Here is a 21,108-nt window from a genome sequence, read left to right as displayed (position 1 = left end):
TGTTTAATCCAAAGTATCAGGGGTGGGGCAGAATTCCGTGCAGCAGGATATCGACCAGCATCCTGCTGTAACTCCCCGGGGTGTCGGTGAAGCCGACGTCAGGAAAATGGCGCAGCACCTCGCGCGACTGGAAAAAGAACACGTCCGCGCCGATCAGCAACGTGGCCAGCATGGCGGGGTCGATGCCCTTGCGCAGTTCGCCTTTCTTCTGACCGGTGCGCAGGATATTTACCAGGCTCGCGAAGTTCTGGCCGAATACCTGTTCGGCGAATTCCTTGCCGCGTTGCGGGCCGTTTTCCAGCAAGTCGCGCTGTATCAATCGGGAGATTTTTTCATCCTGCAGGATGTTGGCCAGATGCAATTGCGAGAAATCGCGCAGGCGTTCGACCAAGGTGCCGGAGCCGTTGCCGAGTTGATCGATCTGACTGCCGGATTCATTGCAGGCAGTTTTCAATACTTCAAGATAAAGCGCGTCCTTCGATTTGAAGTGATGAAAAACATTGGCCTTGCTGACGCCGGCGCGCTCCGCGATGGCATTCATCGATACCGCGTCGAAGCCGGATTCGGCAAACAGGTCCTTGGCCGAAGCCAGGATACGTTCGACCGCATCAGGGCCAGATGCAGACAAGTTGGGGGCGGGTTCTACCAGAGGCACAGCCGGTCTCACTAAGTCATGAAAACAGAAAGCAAATTAGCACTGACTGACCGGCCGGTCAATATTGCGGGGGGATATATTTTTAGAGCGGAGAAAGAATCTTGATAGGGAGAAATAAAAGCATAACGGCGGGGTTAAAACCCGCCGTTATGCTGGACCAGAGTTGACTACTTTCCCGCAGCGGCTGCAGGTGCTGCTGCAGGTTTCGCAGCAGCGGCTTTTTTAACCGGTGCTTTTTTGGCGACGGTTTTTTTAGCTGCAGGTTTAGCGGCTGGTTTTGCAGCGACCGCTTTTTTAGCCGGTGCTTTTTTAGCTGCAGTCGCTTTAGTTGGAGCTGCTTTTTTGACTGCCGCAGCAGGTTTCTTGGCAGCTACAACCGCTTTTTTAGCCGGTGCTTTTTTGGCGACGGTTTTTTTCGCTGCAGGTTTGGCGGCTGGTTTTGCAGCGACCGCTTTTTTAGCCGGTGCTTTTTTAGCTGCAGTCGCTTTAGTTGGAGCTGCTTTTTTGACTGCCGCAGCAGGTTTCTTGGCAGCTACAACCGCTTTTTTAGCCGGTGCTTTTTTGGCGACGGTTTTTTTCGCTGCAGGTTTGGCGGCTGGTTTTGCAGCGACCGCTTTTTTAGCCGGTGCTTTTTTAGCTGGTGCGGCCTTGGCTGCTGTTACAGGCTTGGCGGCAGTTTTTGCTGCGGCCACTGGTGCTGCCTTGGCTGCAGGTTTGGTTGCGGTCGCTTTGGCGGGTGCCTTGGCGGGAGACTTGGTCGCTTTCTTTATTGCCATTTGCTGACTCCTTATTGTAGAAAGTTATCTCGAGTACATTTTTATTTTGGCCCTGTTAGCAGATCCAAAATAAAGCGGCAGCACTGAACAACTGATTGCATCACCTTGTCGTTCCTCCCGTTAGGACTGCATGACCGAGAGCATGTTTCCGCCTTGCGCTCAAATTCTATTCCAATTATTTGGAAATGCACAACAGATAAAACGGCATTACGAAAAGAAAATCGTTGGAAATAGACAGGCTTACGAGAGGTTGAGCTGAATTTTTTTCGGCCGCGACACAACAATAATTAAAATGCCAATGGCCTACATCGGCCATGGGCAATGTTTATGGACCATATTTTTTCATTTGTGCGGATCTGCGCAACATGGGAAACACTCAGGGAAGCAGCCGTTCCAGCGCAAATAATTGTGAAATTTTTTCTCGATCACGAATCAAAAACGTGTTGTTTTTCTGCACCATAATTTCGGCAACGCGCGGTCGAGTGTTGTAGTTGGAGCTCATGCTCATGCCATATGCCCCTGCCGACATCACCGCCAGCAGGTCGCCTTCGGCGAGGTGCAAGTGGCGATCATGGCCAAGAAAATCGCCGCTCTCGCATACCGGCCCGACGATTTCATAGCGTTGCGCGACGCCCGTATTTTCCCTGACGGGAAGGATCGCGTGATAGGCATCGTAAAGTGCGGGGCGCATCAGATCGTTCATCGCGGCATCGACGAGAGCGAAATTTTTTGTTTCTCCATGCTTGAGATATTCCACTTTGGTGAGCAGCAAACCGGCGTTTCCAACCAATGCGCGGCCAGGCTCGAGCAGGATCTTGAAGTTACGATCAGCGAGTTTTTCCAGCAGCGTGTCTGCGTAGTCGGCCACTGGCGGCGGCGTTTCATCGCTGTAGCAAATACCCAGACCGCCACCAAGATCGAGGTGATGAATCGCTATGCCTTCTTTTTCCAGTGCATCGATCAGCAGCAGAATTTTATCGAGCGCATCGGCAAAGGGCGTAACCTCGGTGATTTGCGAGCCGATATGGCAGTCGATGCCGACCACTTCCAGGTGCGGAAGATCGCGTACCTTGCAGTAAAGTCTGACGGCATCGGTATAGGCGATACCGAATTTGTTACCCTTGAGACCGGTGGAAATATAGGGATGGGTTTTTGGATCGACATCGGGATTAACACGCAAACTGACCTGTGCTCGCTGACCCATTTCGCCGGCAACTTTATTCAGGCGTTCCAGCTCGCTTTCCGATTCGACATTGAAGCACAGGATGCCCGCTTCAAGCGCCTGGCGCATTTCATCCGCAGTTTTTCCGACGCCGGAAAAAACCACTTTTTTTGCATCTCCGCCCGCCGCCAGAACACGCGCCAACTCACCGCCTGAAACGATGTCGAATCCTGCGCCTAACCGCGCGAAAAGATTCAGAATAGCGAGGCTGGAATTAGCCTTTACCGCATAGCAAATCAGATGATCGCGCTCGGCAAAAGCCGAGTCGAAACTCTGATAGGCTGCTGTTAATGCGGCATGGGAATAGACATAACAGGGCGTGCCGAATTCTTCCGCAATGCGGGAAAGAGGAACGGATTCGACGCACAATTCAGCATCATGGCGAGAGAAGAATTTCATGGCTTTTTCTCCTCGGCGGCAGGTTGCGGTGCTACCGGAGTCTGGGCGACAGGCGCCTGATCAGGTGCGGGCAAATAGAGCGGACCTTTGTGGCCGCAACCCTGGAGCAAAAGGACAAGCAGAACTGGTAAAAAAACGTAGCGCATATTATTCTCGGTAATCTGTAAGTTTGCGCATCATCTTATCACAAGGAAATATCGAAATGACCGAGAGCGAATTCAACAAACTGGCTGACGAAACATTGGCCAGAATCGAACAGTCACTGGATGACTCCGACACGGACATCGACTACGAAATGAACGGCGGCGTACTTGAACTGAGCTTCGAGAATGGCAGCAAGATCATCGTCAATCGGCAGACGGCGGCAAGGGAAATTTGGGTGGCTGCGAAATCGGGGGGGTATCATTTTTTGTGGACGGATGGAGCATGGCATGACACGAGAGATGGGTTGGAATTGTTTGCGGCGTTGGGGAAGTATGCTAGTGAGCAGGCGGGGGCGGTGGTGAGGTTTTGATCGGTGCGCAAGGAGCCGTTTCATGCGGCGCAAATGGCTGGCTTGTTGCGTTCGCACCTAGCTTTGCAAGACTAGGCCCCGCGCTTTCATGTTGGCAATCCGGTCGATATCGAGGGTTGGTTGGTTCGCCAGTTCGACCAAATCTGGGCACAGGATTGCCGTAATTATTCTGTCCTTTTTCTTTTTTGTCCAAATGTGAAAAGCGTAATCGATAATTTCCCCATCCATATTGCCAATCCATTAGTACTGTGTTGAAAAACTCAAAAATTCAAACTCCCTGAATTTCAGGCCGAAAGCAGATTTGATTGAAAAGCCCATTCAAATTGCGTGAATGAGCCTGTTGGCACGTCCTTGGTTGCGCTGGAAAGTAATTTAAGTAGCCCCCGTATTTGCGGCTACTTCACGCCACAGATGGCGCTAGAATTTTTCTGTCTCAGTCAAAAACAGAGTTTTTCAACACCTCGATGAGACACTTAAGGAAACATTCAAAGTATGAATTAAGTGGCGCTCAGCTTCACAAAGCTGATTGCCTCGTGGAAAAATAGCGCTCAAACTCCTTTGCTGGCATCGGTCGTGCAAAGTGGTAACCCTGTACCTCGTCGCAATGTAGCAGACGTAGCATTTCTGTCTGGCTTTCTGTCTCGACACCTTCGGCAATGGTCTTCAGGTTAAGACTCTTGGCCATCTGAATGATGGTGCGAACGATGACTGCATCATTCGGGTCATCGGCCATGTCACGAATAAAGGACTTGTCAATTTTTAGCTTGTCTACGGCGAAGCGTTTCAAGTAGGAAAGGCTGGAATAGCCGGTACCGAAGTCATCGATTGACAGTTTCACACCGAGCGATTTCAATCGTTGTACCGTGTCCAGCACTTTCTCAGTGTCATGGATTAGAATTGATTCGGTCAATTCGAGTTCAAGTAAAGTTGGGTCTAAGCCCGATGCAGAAAGTGCCTGGATTACGCTTTTCTCCAGATCGCCGCGTTTGAATTGCACCGATGACAGATTCACGGCAATCGCTAACTCAGGCAGCCCCGCCTTGCACCACGTAACCGCCTGCATGCATGCTTCAAGCAGTACCCATTCGCCAATCGGAACAATTAATCCACTGTCCTCGGCGATGGGGATAAAACGGCCCGGAGGCACCATGCCGAACTCAGGGTGGTTCCAGCGGATCAGGGCTTCAGCACCGATGACAGTATTGCTGCTCAGATCGATCTGCGACTGGTAGTGCAGAACGAATTCCTCACGCTCCAATCCCTTGCGCAGATTGTTGCGTATTTGCAGATGCTCCACGGCGTCGACGTTCATTTTCTCGGCGAAGAAATGGTAGGTGTTGCGCCCGGCTTCCTTGGACTGGTACATTGCAGTATCAGCCTTCTTGAGCAGGGTGTCGTAGTCCTTGCCGTCGTCTGGATAGACGGCAATGCCCATCGACAATGAAGTGAAAAGTTCATTACCCTCGATAGAGAAAATTTCCGTCAGTCGCGCCAGAAATTTTTCTGCGACATGGGTAATAGCGTCCAGATCAGACACCCCGCCGAGCACGATCAGGAACTCGTCGCCACCTTGCCGACTGAGAGTATCCGTGTCGCGCAAGCATTCCTTGAGTCGTGTGGCTACCGCCTTGAGTAAAGCGTCGCCAACCGCGTGGCCCAACGAATCATTAATGATCTTGAAGTCATCGAGGTCGAGAAAAACAAGTGCGACTTTGGTATGTTCACGATCCGCAAAAGACACTGCCAGCTCAAAATGGTCTTCGGCTAATAAACGATTCGGCAGGCCAGTCAAGGAATCATGGTAGGCCAGAAATTCGACCCGTTCCTGGGCCGCTTTGCGATCGGTGATGTCCTGCGCTGTGCTAATGACATATCTGCGTCCATCCGGTAATTTCCCAACAGGCGCTGCACTGAAATTCCAGATGCGCGAACTGCCATCCTTGCAAGTGATGGCAAATTCTCCTTGGTCAACTTTATGTTCGAGACCATAAAGAGGTTTGATTCTTTGCTGCACTTGTTGGGCATTATTCCCGTACGCCTTCATCGTCCATTCTTTTGTGGTAGGGATATCTGAGCGTGAATAGCCAGTCACCTCGGCCCACACTTTGTTGACTTCCAGAATCTCCCCATCTTCGGCATGAATCATCATGGGCACGGGGGCTTCAGTAACCACGCGGCGGAAGCGCTCTTCACTTTCTTCAAGCGCCTGCTGGGCATGCATGGATTCAGTAAGATCCGTGGTGAGATGCATCAAGGCATGCTGTCCTCTGCTATGCAGTGAGCAGAAGGTGATTCCAAGCCGAACATTCTTGCCGAAACCGGTTGTGAGTGTAACCACCTTAGATAGGGGTTCATCGCTCGTGAGCGATTGCAGTGCCAAATTGTAGATGCCGGAGCGTTTCCATGACTCGATGTGATGGAAGTTCTGGGAAGCAACCTGGGCCTGGGTAGCGCCAATATGACGGGCTATGGATGGATTGGCTATTATGCAGTCGCCTTGTTCGTCGTAAATACAGATACCCACTGGGGAAGTTTCGATGATCTTCTGATTGAGTTCCTTCTCAATATCAAGCCTTTGGTTAGCGGCCTGTAGATGTTTCAGAGTAGTTTGAAGCTCCGCTTCCACTTTCTTACGATCAGTGATGTCGCGAACGGACGCCTGCAATACGCGCTTTCCCTCATAAGTGAAGGCAGAAAGGAGAACCTCTGCGGGGAAATCCTCGCCATTTTTGCGGCGATGGATCCATTCAAAACGGTTTGATCCTTGTTTGTGAGCCACCATGATGCGTTCATTCGCGGCAGCAACAGAATCTTGCCCATCTGGTTGCAAGGGTGGAGAAAGATCGGAGGGATGACAAGAAATAAACTCTGCCTTGTTCGTCAGCCCAAATATTTCCAGGGTGCGCTGATTGCAGTCAAAAAATCCCTTCTCCGTCAGCAGCATGATTGCGTCGTTAGAGACTTCATAAGAGAAAAGTGATTTCATTTTTATATCCTGCCGTGAACCCAATGAAATATCAAGGCTTCTTTGGCAGGCACAAGGCTGGCAAACGGCGAACGTCTCCTTAATGGCAAATTTCGCATATCTACTCCGAATCGAAAAATCCCCCATTCAAGTAACACGGGGAGCAAACAACTACGGAAGGAAAGATACGAAGGGTGCGCTACGCGCGGATGCTTAGATGCCAGGGGCTGCCCGGCAGCAGGTAACTATATTTTGCTTGCCAAAAATACAAGTAACCAAACAAATGGGCACCCCGCCGGTGTGGCGGGGGATTTAGGTCTTGTGGGCGAGTGCTCGCCCTGCTGCCCCCGGCACCTAAACCAACAGCGCGAAGCGTAACCAAACCCCTAAACCGAACCCCATGCCGCCCGAAATTCCTCCACAAACTCCACCACCTTAGACTCAGGCAAACAGTTAATCCCAGCCGCTGCCTTGCGACCACCTCCAGTGTCGAAACGCCGGCACAGCTCGTCCGCTCCAGTCGGCGCGGAAAGCGGGGCGCGCACGCTGACGGTGTAACCGTTTGAACGCCGGGTCAAAATCGCATGGGCGCGGTTTGGCCAAGACTGCGCGAGACGATTGCTGAACGAACCGCTGACGCGGCGACTCCAGGGTGCGTCGGGCAGGATGTATAGCGCGCAGGCTTCCGTCGCCATTTCCGGCTGGAGCTCCCCGGCTTTAGCCATATCTTCAGCATAGCCTTGTCGCAGTTGTTGAAACGCGGGCGCCTCGGCGATGAAGGAGAAAGGATCGGTGTGGCAATGCAGCAAGCGATACAACTCATCGGGTGGGAAATGGAGATCGGCCAGGGTTTCCCCGTAGCCGTTGTAATTGAGGCATTCGCCCAGGCTCTGCAATGCGTCGAGCTGGTCGGCGCTTAAATGCAGGGGCTCGGCAGCGCGTCGCGCGGCTTCGTGGAGGTTGTCGCCGAATGCGCCGACCACTGCCCAGATGCGATACCGGCCGTGCAGGAAACGGTCGACCAGCAGGCTGGTGCAGATGCCGGGAGCACGGTCGATATGGGCATCGAAGTCCCGATGGGCGGGAATATCGCCGGGAAAATGATGGTCGAAATAAACCACACGGGCGCCTAGCTCCAGCAAGGCCAGCAGCGCCTCCCGGTTCTTGTCCAGGGAGACATCCAGCACGGTGATCTTGTCACCCGGCTTCGCCACGACCCGCTCAAGTAAGGTAATATCCCTCTTCACCCCGGTAATGAGCTGGCTGTCCCTGGGATAAGCCAGTCGCAACTGGTGCAGGGCGCAAATGCCGTCGGCGTCGCCATTGAATACGTCGTAATGAGTCATATTTTTTAGATCTCAATCAGGTCGGCGACTATGCTAGCACAGAAATACAAAGCCCCCAGCGCCAGTCCCATTCTGGCAGCAGCCTATGCCTTGCTGATCGTTTACGGCAGCCTGTACCCTTTTAGCGACTGGCTCCCGGTCCCGGCCGAGGACATGCTGGCCTTCCTGACGGCACCCTGGCCGCGCTACATCATCCGCTCTGACATTATCATCAACATCCTGATCTACCTGCCGATGGGCCTGCTTGTCGCACGTGCGTTGCGTTACCGGCTGCGTCCGGGCGCTGCAGTGATCGCCGCCACCGCGCTGTGCCTGCTGCTAAGCCTTACCATGGAAAGCCTTCAGACCCTGCTGCCGGACAGGGTTGCATCCCGCCTCGACCTGCTGCTCAACGGGCTGGGCGGGCTGGGTGGAGCGCTTCTTGCACGGTTGACCGTCAATCCGCCGGGGCCGCTGCGCAGGCTGGCCGCGCTGCGCCGCGAATGGTTCCTGCCCGGACGCGCCATGGACCTGGGTTTGGTCGCCATCTGCTTATGGGCGCTTTCACAGCTCACCCCGTTGCTGCTTTCGCTGGATACCGACAACCTGCGCAAAGGGCTGCTGCCGCTGTGGACTCCCGGCTTTCCCTCGCTCTTCAACTGGCCGCAGATGGCTGCCTATGCCTGCACCATTACCGGCTTGGGTTTGTTTGGCACGATACTCGCCCGCCCCGAAAAGAACTCGGCACTGCCATTCATCGGCTTTGTCAGCGCCATACTGCTGGTGAAAATTCTGGTGATGGGCCGCTATCTTGCGCTGGAAACGGCGCTTGGCGCCGCCATGGGAATGGTCCTGGCGATTGTTCTGCGCCCTGCCCCCAAGCCATTCAGGTTTTCCGCAGGCGGCCTGGCCTTGCTGGCCGGATTCGCTCTCGTCGAACTGGAACCGGCGACCAGCGTGATCTTCAAGCCCCTCCAGCCGTTCAACTGGATTCCCTTTCATGGCCAGATGCACAACCTCTCCGGTTTCAGCGAGATCCTTTCGCTGTTCTGGCCGTTCCTTGCCCTGGGATGCCTTGGCGCTTTCGCCACCCGACCCAATCGGCGCAGGAGGATGGCTTTTAGCGGCGGCTTGCTGGTGCTGGCCCTGATGTTCGTGCTGGAGTGGCAGCAGCAGACCATCCCGGGACAACACGCCGACATCACGGACATTTTGCTGGCACTGGCCGGCTGGTCGCTGCCTTGGTGGTGGCGCATCCACACCCCACGAGGAGAATCGCATGGACAGCCTGGCCGAGCTTAAAAACAAGCTTCGCAACTTCGCCCGGGAACGCGACTGGGAGCAGTTTCACTCGCCGAAAAATCTGGCAATGGCGATGATCGTGGAAGCGGCGGAACTGGTGGAGCACTTCCAGTGGCTCACCGCCGAGCAAAGCCAAACGCTCGACGCTTCCAAGCTGGAGGAAGTGCGCCAGGAAATCGGCGACGTGCTGATCTACCTGACGCGCATCGCCGATCAGTTGGGCATCGACCCGGTTGCCGCAGCGCATGACAAGATGGTGATCAATGCCGAAAAATACCCGGCTGAACTTGCCCGCGGCAGCGCTGCCAAATTTAAACCGTAGGATGGGTATTGCTGCGCTCAACCCATCCTACATACTTAGCAGTTAAGATTGTTTTTTTACAGGAACGATAACTTATGAGCTACTACGAAAAACATGTTTTCTTCTGTACCAACGTGCGTGAGGACGGTGGGCAGTGCTGCAGCCAGCATGGCGCGCAGGAAATGCGCGATTACGCCAAGAGCCGGATCAAGAAGCTCGACCTCAACGGCGAGGGCAAGATCCGCATCAACAGCGCCGGCTGTCTCGACCGCTGCGACGAAGGCCCGGTGCTGGTGGTCTATCCTGAAGCGGTCTGGTACACCTATGTGGACCAGGAAGACATCGACGAGATCGTCGACCAGCATCTGGTCAACGGCAAGATCGTCGAGCGCCTGAAAATCTGAGCGCCTGGCGCAAAGCCTCTGTCACCCAGCCCCGCACGTCACGCCAGTTGCGGCTCCCGTTAGAAACGTGCTTCTGGTTGATTTCCAGCTCGATGCCGATGTATGCCTCGGCCGGAAAACGGCGGCGCAGGTAGGCAGTGAAGCCGTCGGACTTGCCAGTGTAGGGGTAATTGCGGCGTACTTTAAGATGCGGCGCCAGCACCTTGAGTTGCGCCTGCCAGCGACGGCACAGATCAAGCTCTCCGGGTCGCGCCGGGTCGTAGAGCAGGCCGATATCGGCATTGCGCACCGCGCCGTCGAGTTCCGGAGTGAAGCTGTGGGAGGCGACGTGGATCACCCGGCTGCCGTGTGCAACCGCTGCGCCGATGTCCGCCTCGACCTTGTTCCGGTGAGGCCGGTAATACCCTTCCAGCATCTCGCTGCGAACCGTGGCGGGGGCACCCCGCGTGGCCTCGGAATACAGTCTCGGATGGCCGATGGAACGGTTGAGGTCGACAAGCAGACGGCTGGTGGTGGAGACGAACAGGGACGCGGCCAATGCCCTGGCCAGCTCTCTGGCCAAGGCAAGCGCACCGGCGTCGTAGCCGCGGTGAGTTTGCAGCAACGCCTCGAAACCCGCAAACAGATGGCGGTAGCGGTGCGGAATGCGGTTGCCGCCATGCTCGCAGGTAATCAAAAAGTGGTCTGTTTTTTTAGCCATGGCATATCAGCACACGAACATCCGCCCCGCTTCCAGGCAGTCGCACAGCTCCCGGTAAACCGCATCCAGGCGCGTCTTCGAGCAATCCGAGCCCACTGCCCGCAGGATACGGCGGGCGAGCGGTCCGCGTTCCAGCACCATGCGTAGCGGCTCGATCCAGTGCGCGGAACCGTCCGGCGACGCCGCTGCGATGAGGTGGCGCCAGAGTTCGCCGGCCTGGCATTGTCGCCCGGGGAAGCCCAATAATCGTAAATACCCGGCATCGCCGATCACCGCCTGCTCGGCGTCGCGGATGCAGGCGTGCAGGATCTCCACCAGGGCGTCCGTGCCGATTGCCTGCTGCATGGAGAACGACGACCATTTGTCATCGTAGATCGCCCGAACAACGGCAGTGACGGCGGCGGCGATGGCGAGGTCGGCCTGCGGGCATTCCTGCAGGTCGATCACGCGGATCTCGATGGCATTGCGGTCGAAGCGCGGAATTGCGCCGCGGACGTTGAGCCATTCGTGCTGCAGAATGCCCTCAGGGTCGAAGGGCGCAATGTCCCGGTACATGGGCGCCAGGATGGTTGCCTGGTACTCTGCCCGGCTGGTGACCATATCCGGGATCACCCGCGCAATGGTCGACCAGATTTTTGCCTGATTTGTGCGGTAGGTCTCCATGCGAAAATCCATGAAGCCAGTCGGCCTGCCTCCGGCGATGGGCGAACTCGCTGCCAAGGCCGGGATGATCGGTAGTACCAGCCGGATGGCGGCATGCAGGCGGGCGAACTCGGCGTCATCGGCAAAGGGCAGGTTGAGATGCATGCTCTGCAGGTTGGCCCAGCCGTGCGCCTTGCAACCGAAGATGCGGTCGTAGGTCTGGTAGATGAGCGCATTATCATGGGGCCACAACCGCGTTTCGGTGCGGGGATCCATCCACGGATGCGTGGCGACAGGCATAAGCCGCGCGCCAAGGGGTTCGAGCAGCCGGTTGATGTATCGAACCTCGGCCTGAAAAGCGGCGGGAAGGGATTCGAGAGCAGGGTCGGGGATCGCGTTCTTGAGTTCGACGAGATGCAGCACCAGCTCGTTGGACCAGCAGAACCTCCCCCGCTTCACTTCCGCCACGCGGGCTCCGGCTGCCCGGCGCAGCAGTTCGTCGGCGACAGGCATGACCGACAGCGTCTCCCGATCCACGATCATGTACTCGAGCTCGATACCGTAGCCGGTGAAGGCATGAAGCAATGGTGGGATGCTCATCGTGAAGCGCCCCGCTTGCGCGCTTCGATGCGCTTCAGGAACACGCCCATCACTTCGCGGTAGAGCGCGTCCTTGAGCACGCCATCTTCGTTGCCGGCATCCACGTTGGGATTGTCGTTGATTTCGATAACACAGCAACGGCCGCCGATCTGCTTGATGTCCACGCCATAGAATCCGTCGCCGATCAGGTTGGCCGCCTTGAGCCCCAACTTCACCACCCGATCCGGCGCTTCGCCGATGGACAGCGCCACCGTTGCCCCCTCGACAAAATCCTGCTTCCGGTCGCCATGCTTGATGATCTGCCAGTGACCGGGAGCCATGAAGTACTTTGCCACGAATAGCGGCCGCCGGTCGAGGATGCCGACACGCCAGTCGAACTCGGTGGGCAAGTACTCCTGGGCAACGATCAGCTCCGATTTATCCAGCAGGGCGTTCACTTTTGCATGCAGCTCTTCCGCCGACTCCACCTTCACCACCCCGAGGGAGAACGAGCTGTCCGGCTGCTTGAGCACGCAGGGCAGCGCAAGGGTGGGGATGATCCGGTCCACGTTGTCGCGGTGCACCAGCAGGGTTTTGGGTGCCGGGATACGGTGCCGGGCCAGAATCTCGGCGAGATAGACCTTGTTGTTGCACTTCAGGATTGAGTCCGGATCGTCGATCACCACCAACCCCTCGGCGGCAGCCCGCCGCGAGAAGCGGTAGGTGTAGTGATTGACGAAGGTGGTGTCGCGGATGAACAGGGCGTCGAACTCGGTCAGTCTGCCAAAGTCCGCCTTGGTGATGAACTCCACGTGCATGCCCAAGGCCTGCGCCGCCTTCTCGAACTTCTGCAGCGCCCGGACATTGGACGCCGGCTCGGGATTGTCTGGGTCGTGCAGGATGGCAAGGTCGTATCGCGGCGCAATACGCTTGCGCGGCCGCCGCCTGCGGCCCATGAAGTATTCCGTAGTGGCCTGGATCGCGAATTCCTGGTGCTGGGGCGGGATGTCGCTGGCGGCAATCGGTCGCACGCAGCGGATGCGCCAATGACGGCCTCTACGCTCGAACTCGGCGCGCAGCAGAGGGGCCTGCAGCAGGTTGAACAGTTGCCGGCTCAGCGTGTCGTGGCGGCTCGCCACGTTGCGGCCGAAATAGATGCTGAGTTCGAAGGCGTCCGACTTGATCGGCGCCAGCGATTTCTGTATCAGTTCGTCCAGACCTTCGGTGAGCAGCCGCACCATGTTCCGGGATTGCAGGTCCTCGATGGTGTTGGCGCGCGGCAGCGGCTTGTGGCCGCGCGCCTCGGCGAGCAGCGAGACGTAATAGCCGAGGCTCTGGTAGCGGTAGGATTTGCACAGGTTAAACACCCGGGCGTAGCGGTCGCCGCCATAGGCCGGATCAGTCAGGTAGGCCCGCGCCGGCACCACGGTCACGCCGGGAACGTCGAGCGGCCAGTCGCGCGGGTTGTTGACCACGATCAGGATGCTCACGGTGCACCCCCGCGCTGTCGCGAACTGGGCGGATGAATCACCAGCAGGTTCGCATCGTGGGTCACGATGCCCAGCAGCACGGCGCCGAGCACACGGTCGATGTTAATCCAGTACTCGTGCGACGGGCCGTAGGGATGGCGCGCATAGGGATCGACCACCAATACGGTGCGCTTTGCCCGGTCATAGCCCGCAATCACGACGAAGTGCCCGGCTGGCAGGCCGCGCACGTCGTCCGGCTCGTCGTCCGGCCCGTATTCCCTGGCAGCGCGATACAGATAGGTCGAGCTCAAGCCCGTGATGATGGGCAGATTGCGGCGCAGCAGGCCGCGTATCAGGGGGCGGGAAAGGTCGGTCAGGCGCAACCGCCCGCCCAGGCTGAGAAACTCCAGGTAGCCCTCGGTGACATGCTGCAGCCTGGCATCCTGCTTTACCTCCCGCTGCCGCTGCAGGCGCTCGGCGATGGCCACCCCCGGCACGAACCAAGTGGGGTCGAACACCGTCAGGTTGTAGGTGTAAATGGTGGCCTGATAGCCCTGGCGCAGCGCATCGCAAGCCAGAAATATTGCGAAGGTACCGCCGAGCTCCATCTTGCGGGTGCGGGCGATCACCTCCGCAAGCTGCGCGTCCTCGCCCCAGTAGCGGTATACGGCATGCAGGCAAGTGGGGCCGCAGGTAGTCTCGTCCGGCTGCGGCAGCATCTTGACCGGCAAGCGTAGCGTGATCGGATGCATGAAAGCAGGCCTCGCCCAAAGAATAATTAACTGTTTTCAGTATAGGTTATGCTGCTGCCTGGGCTTGAAACCGGCTGCCGGCAACGATCCGCTTCGGCCAGATGCCGAATCTCTGATTGCCAGAAGCGGCCATACAGGCTGGCGGTCGGAATTTAATCAGCCAAGGTCTAATGTTTCGGCTAAAGTTCCAACTTGCGGCATTGATCCTTTAGCTACCGTATTTGGCGACTCCAACACTCGGGGAAAATGATGAACTCATGAATGAAAAAATTCGCCGCATCAGCAACCAGATAGCCGAACTCGAAAACGAATTGCGGGCAGAAATTCATGCGCAGGAGAGCCGCCTGCTATATCAAATCAAAGGGAAGCGCATCGAATTCGAGCACTCCATCAGGCCTGCCTGTTCGGCATCACCCTGTGCCTGAATTCTCGTTACGGTACCGCGTAAATCCGGGGGTGGATCAATCCTCCAGCGCGCGCACCTTCACCGTCTTTCCTTTTACCTTGCCTGCCGACAATTTGCGCACGGCCACACTGGCGATGTTGCGGGCGACGGCAACATAGGTGGATAGATCGGTCACCGTGATCTTGCCGACTTGCTCGCGCGTGAATCCCGCTTCGCCGGTGAGTGCGCCCAGCACGTCGCCGGGGCGGATCTTCTCCTTGCGCCCGCCGAGAATCTGCAGCGTCACCATCGGCGGCACCAGCGGCGAGTCATTTCCGTTTTGCAGTTCGCCAAGCTCATGCCACTCCGGTTCGCTGCCCATTATCTGTGCGATGGCGGCGACACGGCGCTGATCGGCAGGGCTGCACAGGCTCAGCGCCCAACCGTCCTGATCGGCGCGGCCGGTGCGGCCGATGCGATGGATGTGGATTTCCGGGTCGGGCGTGACATCGACATTGATGACCGCTTCGAGTTGCGCGATATCCAGGCCGCGCGCCGCCAGATCGGTGGCCACCAGCACCGAGCAGCTGCGATTGGCGAACTGGATCAGCACCTGATCGCGTTCGCGTTGTTCCAGATCACCATGCAAGGCCAGCGCATGTATGCCCTGCGCATGCAGCACCTCCAGCAAGTCGCGGCATTGCTGCCTGGTGTTGCAGAAGGCCAGCGTGCTGACCGGGCGGTAGTGCTTGAGCAAGAGGCCGACGGCCTGCAAACGCTCCTCGGGTTTCACCTCGTAGAAGCGCTGACGTATCTTGCTGTCATCATGCTGTTCCAGCAGCTTCACTTCCTGAGGTTTGCGCAGGAACTGGCGCGCCAGTCGTGCGATGCCATCGGGATAGGTCGCGGAGAACAGCAAGGTCTGGCGCTCTGCCGGGCATCTTGTCGCCACGTATGCGATGTCGTCGTAAAAACCCATGTCCAGCATGCGATCGGCTTCGTCGAGCACCAGGGTGTTGAGCGCATCCAGATTCAGGCTGCCGCGCCCGAGGTGATCGATGATGCGGCCTGGCGTGCCGACGACGATGTGCGCACCGTGCTCCAGACTGTTTATCTGCGGACGCATGGGCGTGCCGCCGCACAGGGCAACGACCTTGATGTTGTCTGCGAATCGCGCCAGGCGGCGGATCTCCTGCGTGACCTGATCGGCCAGCTCACGCGTCGGGCACAGTACCATGGCTTGCACTGCAAAGCGGCGCGGGTTCAGCCGGGTGAGCAGGGCCAGCGCGAAGGCGGCGGTCTTGCCGCTACCGGTCTTCGCTTGCGCGATCAGGTCGTGCCCGGCGAGCGCAATCGGCAGGCTGGCCGCCTGTATGGGTGTCATCGTCAGGTATTCGAGTTGCTGCAATGTCGAAAGTATGCCGGGCGGCAGCGGCAAGTCGTTGAAAGAGTGACTGGCAGCACTTGCTGAGGACGGGGAGGGGGACGGGGTAAGATTGGTCATGCGCAATTATCCCCGTCTGCGGCACAGTGTGCTTGAAAAAAAATCACAATCGCCCCGGATAATGGATTCCGGCTATTGCCGGAATGACGATCCAATCGAGATCTGCGCATACAGTAGCTGCAAGACGGAAGGGGCGCAGGACTTGTTCAGTCCTTCCCTAAGCAATACGCCACCCCGTATAATTGGCCTCCTTCCGGCAACTTGCTCATCTTCCATCCGTGACCTCGCAGCACTTTTTCATCGACGGCCCTGCCGGCCAACTCGAAGCGACCGTCGCCATGCCCAGCGATGAATGCCGCGGCATCGCGCTGATCGCCCATCCCCATCCGCTTCATGGAGGCACCATGGACAACAAGGTGGTGACCACCCTAGCCAAGACTTTCAGCCGCCTCGGGCTGGCTGCGTTTCGCCTCAATTTCCGCGGCGTCGGGCAAAGCGCGGGGGAGTTCGATCACGGCATCGGCGAAACCGAGGACATGCTGGCGCTGGCCGGTCATGCCCGGCGTGAACTGGGCAATCTGTCCATCATGCTGGCCGGATTTTCCTTTGGTGGCTATGTCCAGACCCGGATGCTGGAACGGCTTGAAGTACAACGGCTGGTGCTGGTCGCACCGGCGGTGAAGCGCTTCGAAGTCGGCGCTGTACCGGCTGATACCCTGGTGATCCATGGCGAACGGGACGAAGTCGTGCCACTGGCCGACGTGCTCGACTGGGCGCGGCCGCAGAATCTGCCGCTTACCGTGGTGCCGGGCGCGGGGCATTTTTTCCACGGGCAGCTCAACCTGCTCGCCAGGATCGTGAACAACGCATGCCTCCGCCTCCTTTAATTGATATCATGAATTTTCACTTCCTCGTGTCGGCGTCCAGCGACAATCACGGATGGTCGCACCTTCCTTCGGAAAGCACCGCTCCCTGCTCATGCCGCTGCTGAACATCCAGAACCTGCGCAAGTCCTATGGCCCGCTCGAAGTGGTGGCCGGGATCGACCTCGCCGTGAACAAGGGCGAATGCTTCGGCCTGATCGGGCCGAACGGGGCGGGCAAAACCACCACTCTGCGCCTGGCGCTGGGGCTGACCGCGCCGGATGGCGGCACAATTTCCATGCTCGGCCTGCCAGTTCCCGACCAAGCGCGCGAGGCGAGGATGCGGGTGGGAGTAGTGCCGCAAATGGACAACCTCGATCCCGACTTCACGGTGCGCGAAAATCTGCTCGCCTATGGCCGCTATTTCGGCCTGAAGGATGCCGAGACTGCCGTGCGCATCCCGGCCCTGCTCGAATTCGCCGGCCTGGAGCACCGCGCCGACGCACGCATCGACGCCCTCTCCGGCGGCATGAAGCGGCGGCTTACCCTGGCGCGGGCACTGGTCAACGACCCCGATCTGATCTTTCTGGACGAGCCGACCACCGGTCTCGACCCCCAGGCGCGGCACATGATGTGGCAGGGCTTGCGGCGGCTGCTCAACCAGGGTAAGACCATACTCCTCACCACCCATTTCATGGAAGAGGCGGAGCGCCTGTGCGACCGGATCGCGATCATGGATCATGGCAAAATCATTGCCACGGGCAGCCCGCACGAATTGATCGGAAACCACATTGAACCTCAGGTGGTGGAAGTCTATGGTGAAGGAGTGGCCGACTGGACGGCGGCGCACAGCAGCGCTTATTGCGAACGGGTTGAAAAGGTAGGCGAAACCGTGTTCTGCTACACCCGCAACAGCGAGGCGCTGGTACAGCAATTGTGCAACCGGACCGATCTGCGCTATCTGAACCGCCCGGCCAGCCTGGAAGATGTCTTTCTCAAGCTGACCGGGCGCGACTTGCGTGATTAACTCTTAAACAGCGAATAAGGAGAAAAAGTCATGAGCGTTTTACGGGAATTCAAGGAATTTGCGGTCAAGGGCAACGTCGTGGACCTCGCTATCGGCATCATCATCGGCGCGGCATTCGGCAAGATCGTCACGTCCTTCGTCAATGATATCCTGATGCCGCCGATCGGCAAGCTGCTGGGCGGTTTCGACTTCAGCAACCTGTTCATCAATCTTTCCGACAAATCGGTGACTACCCTGGCGGAGGCCAAGGCCGCCGGGATCGCGACGATCAATTACGGCCTGTTCCTCAACACCCTGATTGATTTCACCATCGTCGCAGCCGCCGTTTTCATTCTGGTGCGCCAGATCAACCGTCTCAAAAAGGAACCCGTGGCAGAGGCGGCCGCACCGACGACCAAGGAGTGCCCTTATTGCCTTAACACCATTCCGCTCAATTCCACCCGTTGCGGCCACTGCACCTCGGAACTGAAATGAAGAAGCCGCTGCCATGACCGGATACTGGGCGCTGCCCACCCTGAGCCTGCGCTTCATCCCGGTATGGCGGCGCAACTTCCTGGTATGGCGCAAGCTCGCCATCCCCTCCATCCTCGGCAATCTGGCCGACCCGGCGTTTTACATGCTGGGTCTGGGTTACGGGCTGGGCGGCCTGCTGCCCGAAGTGGGTGGCGTGCCTTACCTGACCTTCCTCGCCGCCGGCACAGTGTGCTACAGCACCATGAACAGCGCCACCTTCGAGGTGCTCTACTCGGGGTTCTCGCGGATGCATGTGCAGAAAACCTGGGAGGCCATCCTCAACGCCCCGCTGACCCTGGACGACGTGCTGCTCGCCGAACTGCTCTGGGCCACCAGCAAGAGCCTGCTCTCCGGCCTCGCCATCCTGGTCATCGTCTGGGCGCTGGGCCTGGCGGATTTCGGCCAGACCCTGTGGCTGATCCCGCTGATCATCGTGATTGGCTTCTGCTTTGCCGGCATGGGGCTGGTCATGAACGCGCTTTCGCCCAACTATGATTTTTTCATGTATTACTTCACCCTGGTGATCACGCCGATGGTGCTGTTATGTGGCGTGTTCTACCCGGTCGACCAGTTGCCGACGTGGCTGCAAGCAATATCAGCCTGGCTCCCTCTGACCCATGCCATCGCACTGGCTCGCCCTCTGGTGCAGGGCGGCGCACCGCAGCAAGTGCTCGCTCATGTTGTGGCGCTGCTCGCCTATGGCGGCGTCGGTTTTTATATTGCGCTGGTACTGACCCGGCGCAGACTACTGAAATAACTTATGACCACTACCCAAGAATTTTTCGCCCCCTGCCCGCGCGGCCTGGAAGGCCCACTGGCTGCTGAGTTGGAAAAACTAGGCGCAGCCAGTATTGAACCCACCGACGGCGGCGTCGGCTTTGCCGGCGACCTGGCGCTATGCTATCGCGTCAACCTGTGGAGCCGGGTCGCCAGCCGCGTCCTGTGGCGGCTGGCAGAACAGTCCTACCGCAGCGAGGAAGACATTTACCGCGCCGCGCTGGCCCTGCCTTGGCCGAGCCATTTCAACGTCGAACAAACTTTTCGCGTCAAGGTCAGCGCGATCAAATGCCCCCTCCGCAGCCTGGATTTCGTCACCCTGAGAATCAAGGACGCCATCTGCGACAAGTTCCGCACCTCGGGCGGCGAACGCCCGAGTATCGACACCGCCGCGCCAGACATGCGGATATATGCTTTTCTCACTGCGGACCGGGTATCGCTTTACCTGGACACATCGGGCGAACCGCTGTTCAAGCGCGGCTACCGCAAGGAGCAGGGAGAAGCGCCGCTGCGCGAAAACCTGGCAGCGGGAATTCTGCATCTCGCCGGCTGGCAGCCGGGGATGCCGCTGCTCGACCCGATGTGCGGCAGCGGCACCTTCCTCATCGAAGCTGCCCAGATGGCGCTCAATATCGCGCCCGGATCGGAACGCTGGTTCGCTTTCGAGCACATGAAAAATTTCGATGCCGCCACCTGGGACAAAATCTACCAGGAAGCCACCATAGCGGAACTGCCGAAAACGCCATTGCCGATCTACGGCAGCGACGTTTCCAGCACCGTACTGATGGCGGCGCGCGCCAACCTGGCGACCGCCGGGCTGGAAGAAGTGGTGACCTTGAAGCAGATCAACCTGCTCGACGTTACGCCGCCCGCGCCGACTGGAGTACTGGTCACCAACCCGCCCTACGCCATACGCATCGGCGAACAGGAAGAAATGGCACAGCTTTATCCCAGGATCGGCGACCTGCTCAAACAGAAATTCGGCGGCTGGCGTGCCTGCTTCCTCAGCGCGGACATGCGCCTGGCCAAACTGATCCGGCTTTCCGTGTCTCGGCGCATACCGCTCTACAACGGCGCACTGGATTGCCGCCTGTTCGTGTACGACATGGTGGCCGGTTCCAACCGGAAAGAGAAAAAATCGGATGGAGCAGTCCCCAATTCCGTGCCACAATAGTCAAAACCACTCCAGAAGAAAGGCACTCCATGTTAACTCCACCTCCCAAACTGACCCCCGACCTCGTTGCTGAGCTGAACTTCCTCGCCCACTACGACCTCGACACCATGCAGGAAGGCATCAAGGTACACAAAGACGCCGAGCCCGCAGTAATCGCAGCAGTGCAGCGGCTGCACGACAAGAAACTGGTGACGCTGGCGGACGGCGGCTACCTCACCGCGCTCGGGCGCGAAGTGGCGGAAGCTCTGCAGTCAACGCTGACCATCCTGGCCGCAAAATAAGCCGATTGCCCCACGGATAAGCGACTCGATCTGGCAAATCGGAGGGCCGAAGGGCGGTAATGACAATGATCAAACACATCGTCATGTGGCGGTTGCGGGAAGGGGCTGGAGACAAGGCCGCCAACGCGCAGGAACTGAAGCGGCAACTGGAAAGCCTTAATGGCCGGATTCCCGGCCTGCTCAAGCTGGAAGTCGGCATCGATTTCAGCCAGGAAAGCGAGTCCTCCGACGTGGTGCTGTACTCTGAATTCGAGAGCAATGCCGCACTGCAGTCCTACCAGGTGCACCCTGCGCACAACGAGGTCGCCCCCTTCGTGAAGTCGGTTCGCGGTGAGCGCCGCGTCGTCGATTACGAAGCCTGAACCGACTTATTCACCCACTCAAGGAACACTAATGACTCCCCGCAATACCGGCAGAAAAATCGCTTTCGGCTTCGCCGTCTTCTCCTTCGTCAGCATGGTCGTGAGCCTTGTGGTCCTGGTCTACTTCATGGTCACGCGAGGCAGCGGCGACGTCGCCACCGCAAGCATGTTCGCCACCACCCTGTTCTTCTTCAGCTGCGGCATCGTGCTCTACCTGATGAGCAAGCCGCCGCGCTACAAACTGGAGCCGTGGGACAGCGTTGACCCGACCGAATAA

General features: G+C 58.0%; 24 protein-coding genes. 13 read left to right on the top strand and 11 right to left on the bottom strand.

All coding sequences use genetic code 11. The features are described from left to right. Positions 1-16 precede the first annotated feature (16 nt). From SCT_RS11425 to SCT_RS17920, 4 genes are all read right to left on the bottom strand, one after another. Positions 17-655: a TetR/AcrR family transcriptional regulator gene (locus SCT_RS11425; RefSeq protein WP_059423104.1), complete on the bottom strand. Its 639-nt coding sequence runs from the start codon at positions 653-655 to the stop codon at positions 17-19. A gap of 167 nt (positions 656-822) precedes the next feature. Beyond that, complete coding sequence (locus SCT_RS11420) at positions 823-1,431, bottom strand: hypothetical protein (RefSeq protein WP_059423102.1); 609 nt, start codon at positions 1,429-1,431, stop codon at positions 823-825. Positions 1,432-1,807: 376 nt separating this feature from the next. Then, positions 1,808-3,052, bottom strand: a complete 1,245-nt coding sequence (gene lysA, locus SCT_RS11415; protein ID WP_059423100.1) for a diaminopimelate decarboxylase — start codon at positions 3,050-3,052, stop codon at positions 1,808-1,810. Next, the gene (locus tag SCT_RS17920) at positions 3,049-3,198 is read right to left on the bottom strand and encodes a lipoprotein (RefSeq protein ID WP_144408265.1); all 150 of its coding nucleotides are present in this window, start codon (positions 3,196-3,198) and stop codon (positions 3,049-3,051) included. Before SCT_RS17920 ends, lysA begins: the two co-directional genes overlap by 4 nt. A gap of 56 nt (positions 3,199-3,254) precedes the next feature. Between SCT_RS17920 and cyaY the strand changes: the two genes are divergently transcribed. Further along, on the top strand, positions 3,255-3,566 hold the full coding sequence (cyaY, locus tag SCT_RS11410) for an iron donor protein CyaY (RefSeq protein ID WP_059423098.1): 312 nt from the start codon (positions 3,255-3,257) through the stop codon (positions 3,564-3,566). Positions 3,567-4,080: 514 nt separating this feature from the next. Here cyaY and SCT_RS11405 read toward each other — a convergent pair. Together SCT_RS11405 and SCT_RS11400 are read right to left on the bottom strand one after the other, a co-directional pair. Further along, on the bottom strand, positions 4,081-6,552 hold the full coding sequence (locus SCT_RS11405) for an EAL domain-containing protein (protein WP_059423097.1): 2,472 nt from the start codon (positions 6,550-6,552) through the stop codon (positions 4,081-4,083). 365 nt (positions 6,553-6,917) lie between these two features. Further along, positions 6,918-7,877, bottom strand: a complete 960-nt coding sequence (locus tag SCT_RS11400; RefSeq protein ID WP_059423095.1) for an acetyltransferase — start codon at positions 7,875-7,877, stop codon at positions 6,918-6,920. Positions 7,878-7,907: 30 nt separating this feature from the next. Here SCT_RS11400 and SCT_RS11395 point away from each other — a divergent pair, with 30 nt between their 5' ends. From SCT_RS11395 to SCT_RS11385, 3 genes are all read left to right on the top strand, one after another. Next, the gene (locus SCT_RS11395; protein ID WP_059423093.1) at positions 7,908-9,158 is read left to right on the top strand and encodes a VanZ family protein; all 1,251 of its coding nucleotides are present in this window, start codon (positions 7,908-7,910) and stop codon (positions 9,156-9,158) included. Further along, the gene (locus tag SCT_RS11390) at positions 9,136-9,480 is read left to right on the top strand and encodes a nucleotide pyrophosphohydrolase (RefSeq protein WP_059423091.1); all 345 of its coding nucleotides are present in this window, start codon (positions 9,136-9,138) and stop codon (positions 9,478-9,480) included. Before SCT_RS11395 ends, SCT_RS11390 begins: the two co-directional genes overlap by 23 nt. Positions 9,481-9,554: 74 nt before the next feature. Further along, a complete protein-coding gene (locus SCT_RS11385; RefSeq protein ID WP_059423089.1) occupies positions 9,555-9,863 on the top strand; it encodes a ferredoxin in 309 nt (102 codons plus the stop codon). Here the strand turns inward: SCT_RS11385 and SCT_RS11380 are convergent. The 4 genes from SCT_RS11380 to SCT_RS11365 all read right to left on the bottom strand — a co-directional run bounded on the left by SCT_RS11380 (position 9,829) and on the right by SCT_RS11365 (position 14,005). Then, positions 9,829-10,563 carry an N-formylglutamate amidohydrolase gene (locus tag SCT_RS11380; protein ID WP_059423087.1) on the bottom strand — a complete coding sequence of 245 codons (735 nt, stop codon included), beginning with the start codon at positions 10,561-10,563 and terminating at the stop codon, positions 9,829-9,831. The genes SCT_RS11385 and SCT_RS11380 overlap by 35 nt on opposite strands. 6 nt (positions 10,564-10,569) lie before the next feature. Beyond that, the gene (locus tag SCT_RS11375; protein ID WP_237759679.1) at positions 10,570-11,718 is read right to left on the bottom strand and encodes a glutamate-cysteine ligase family protein; all 1,149 of its coding nucleotides are present in this window, start codon (positions 11,716-11,718) and stop codon (positions 10,570-10,572) included. A gap of 83 nt (positions 11,719-11,801) precedes the next feature. Next, positions 11,802-13,211 (bottom strand): RimK family protein, encoded by a 1,410-nt coding sequence (locus SCT_RS11370; protein WP_237759673.1) that lies wholly within the window; start codon positions 13,209-13,211, stop codon positions 11,802-11,804. A 59-nt stretch (positions 13,212-13,270) separates the two neighbouring features. Continuing rightward, positions 13,271-14,005 (bottom strand): C39 family peptidase, encoded by a 735-nt coding sequence (locus SCT_RS11365; protein WP_059423080.1) that lies wholly within the window; start codon positions 14,003-14,005, stop codon positions 13,271-13,273. Between the two features lie 257 nt (positions 14,006-14,262). Here SCT_RS11365 and SCT_RS17325 point away from each other — a divergent pair, with 257 nt between their 5' ends. Further along, positions 14,263-14,430: a hypothetical protein gene (locus tag SCT_RS17325; protein ID WP_159107901.1), complete on the top strand. Its 168-nt coding sequence runs from the start codon at positions 14,263-14,265 to the stop codon at positions 14,428-14,430. Between the two features lie 36 nt (positions 14,431-14,466). Here SCT_RS17325 and dbpA read toward each other — a convergent pair whose 3' ends face one another. After that, complete coding sequence (gene dbpA / locus SCT_RS11360; protein WP_059423078.1) at positions 14,467-15,894, bottom strand: ATP-dependent RNA helicase DbpA; 1,428 nt, start codon at positions 15,892-15,894, stop codon at positions 14,467-14,469. A gap of 218 nt (positions 15,895-16,112) precedes the next feature. Here dbpA and SCT_RS11355 point away from each other — a divergent pair, with 218 nt between their 5' ends. The 8 genes from SCT_RS11355 to SCT_RS11320 are packed head-to-tail and all read left to right on the top strand — an operon-like array spanning position 16,113 to position 21,108. Further along, positions 16,113-16,721, top strand: a complete 609-nt coding sequence (locus SCT_RS11355; RefSeq protein WP_059423076.1) for an alpha/beta hydrolase — start codon at positions 16,113-16,115, stop codon at positions 16,719-16,721. Positions 16,722-16,773: 52 nt separating this feature from the next. Beyond that, a complete protein-coding gene (locus SCT_RS11350; protein WP_237759672.1) occupies positions 16,774-17,724 on the top strand; it encodes an ATP-binding cassette domain-containing protein in 951 nt (316 codons plus the stop codon). Positions 17,725-17,754: 30 nt separating this feature from the next. Next, the gene (gene mscL / locus SCT_RS11345; protein WP_059423074.1) at positions 17,755-18,198 is read left to right on the top strand and encodes a large conductance mechanosensitive channel protein MscL; all 444 of its coding nucleotides are present in this window, start codon (positions 17,755-17,757) and stop codon (positions 18,196-18,198) included. A 13-nt stretch (positions 18,199-18,211) separates the two neighbouring features. Beyond that, positions 18,212-18,994 (top strand): ABC transporter permease, encoded by a 783-nt coding sequence (locus tag SCT_RS11340; protein WP_059423072.1) that lies wholly within the window; start codon positions 18,212-18,214, stop codon positions 18,992-18,994. A 3-nt stretch (positions 18,995-18,997) separates the two neighbouring features. Next, a complete protein-coding gene (locus SCT_RS11335; RefSeq protein ID WP_059423070.1) occupies positions 18,998-20,188 on the top strand; it encodes a class I SAM-dependent RNA methyltransferase in 1,191 nt (396 codons plus the stop codon). Between the two features lie 29 nt (positions 20,189-20,217). Beyond that, positions 20,218-20,469, top strand: a complete 252-nt coding sequence (locus tag SCT_RS11330; RefSeq protein ID WP_009207051.1) for a TIGR02647 family protein — start codon at positions 20,218-20,220, stop codon at positions 20,467-20,469. A 59-nt stretch (positions 20,470-20,528) separates the two neighbouring features. Continuing rightward, complete coding sequence (locus tag SCT_RS11325; protein ID WP_237759671.1) at positions 20,529-20,831, top strand: Dabb family protein; 303 nt, start codon at positions 20,529-20,531, stop codon at positions 20,829-20,831. Between the two features lie 31 nt (positions 20,832-20,862). Continuing rightward, on the top strand, positions 20,863-21,108 hold the full coding sequence (locus tag SCT_RS11320) for a hypothetical protein (RefSeq protein WP_059423066.1): 246 nt from the start codon (positions 20,863-20,865) through the stop codon (positions 21,106-21,108).

The sequence above is a fragment of the Sulfuricella sp. T08 genome (assembly GCF_000971475.1).
In the GTDB taxonomy this organism is placed as follows: domain Bacteria; phylum Pseudomonadota; class Gammaproteobacteria; order Burkholderiales; family Sulfuricellaceae; genus Sulfuricella.
This window is presented reverse-complemented; position numbering and strand designations above follow the sequence as displayed.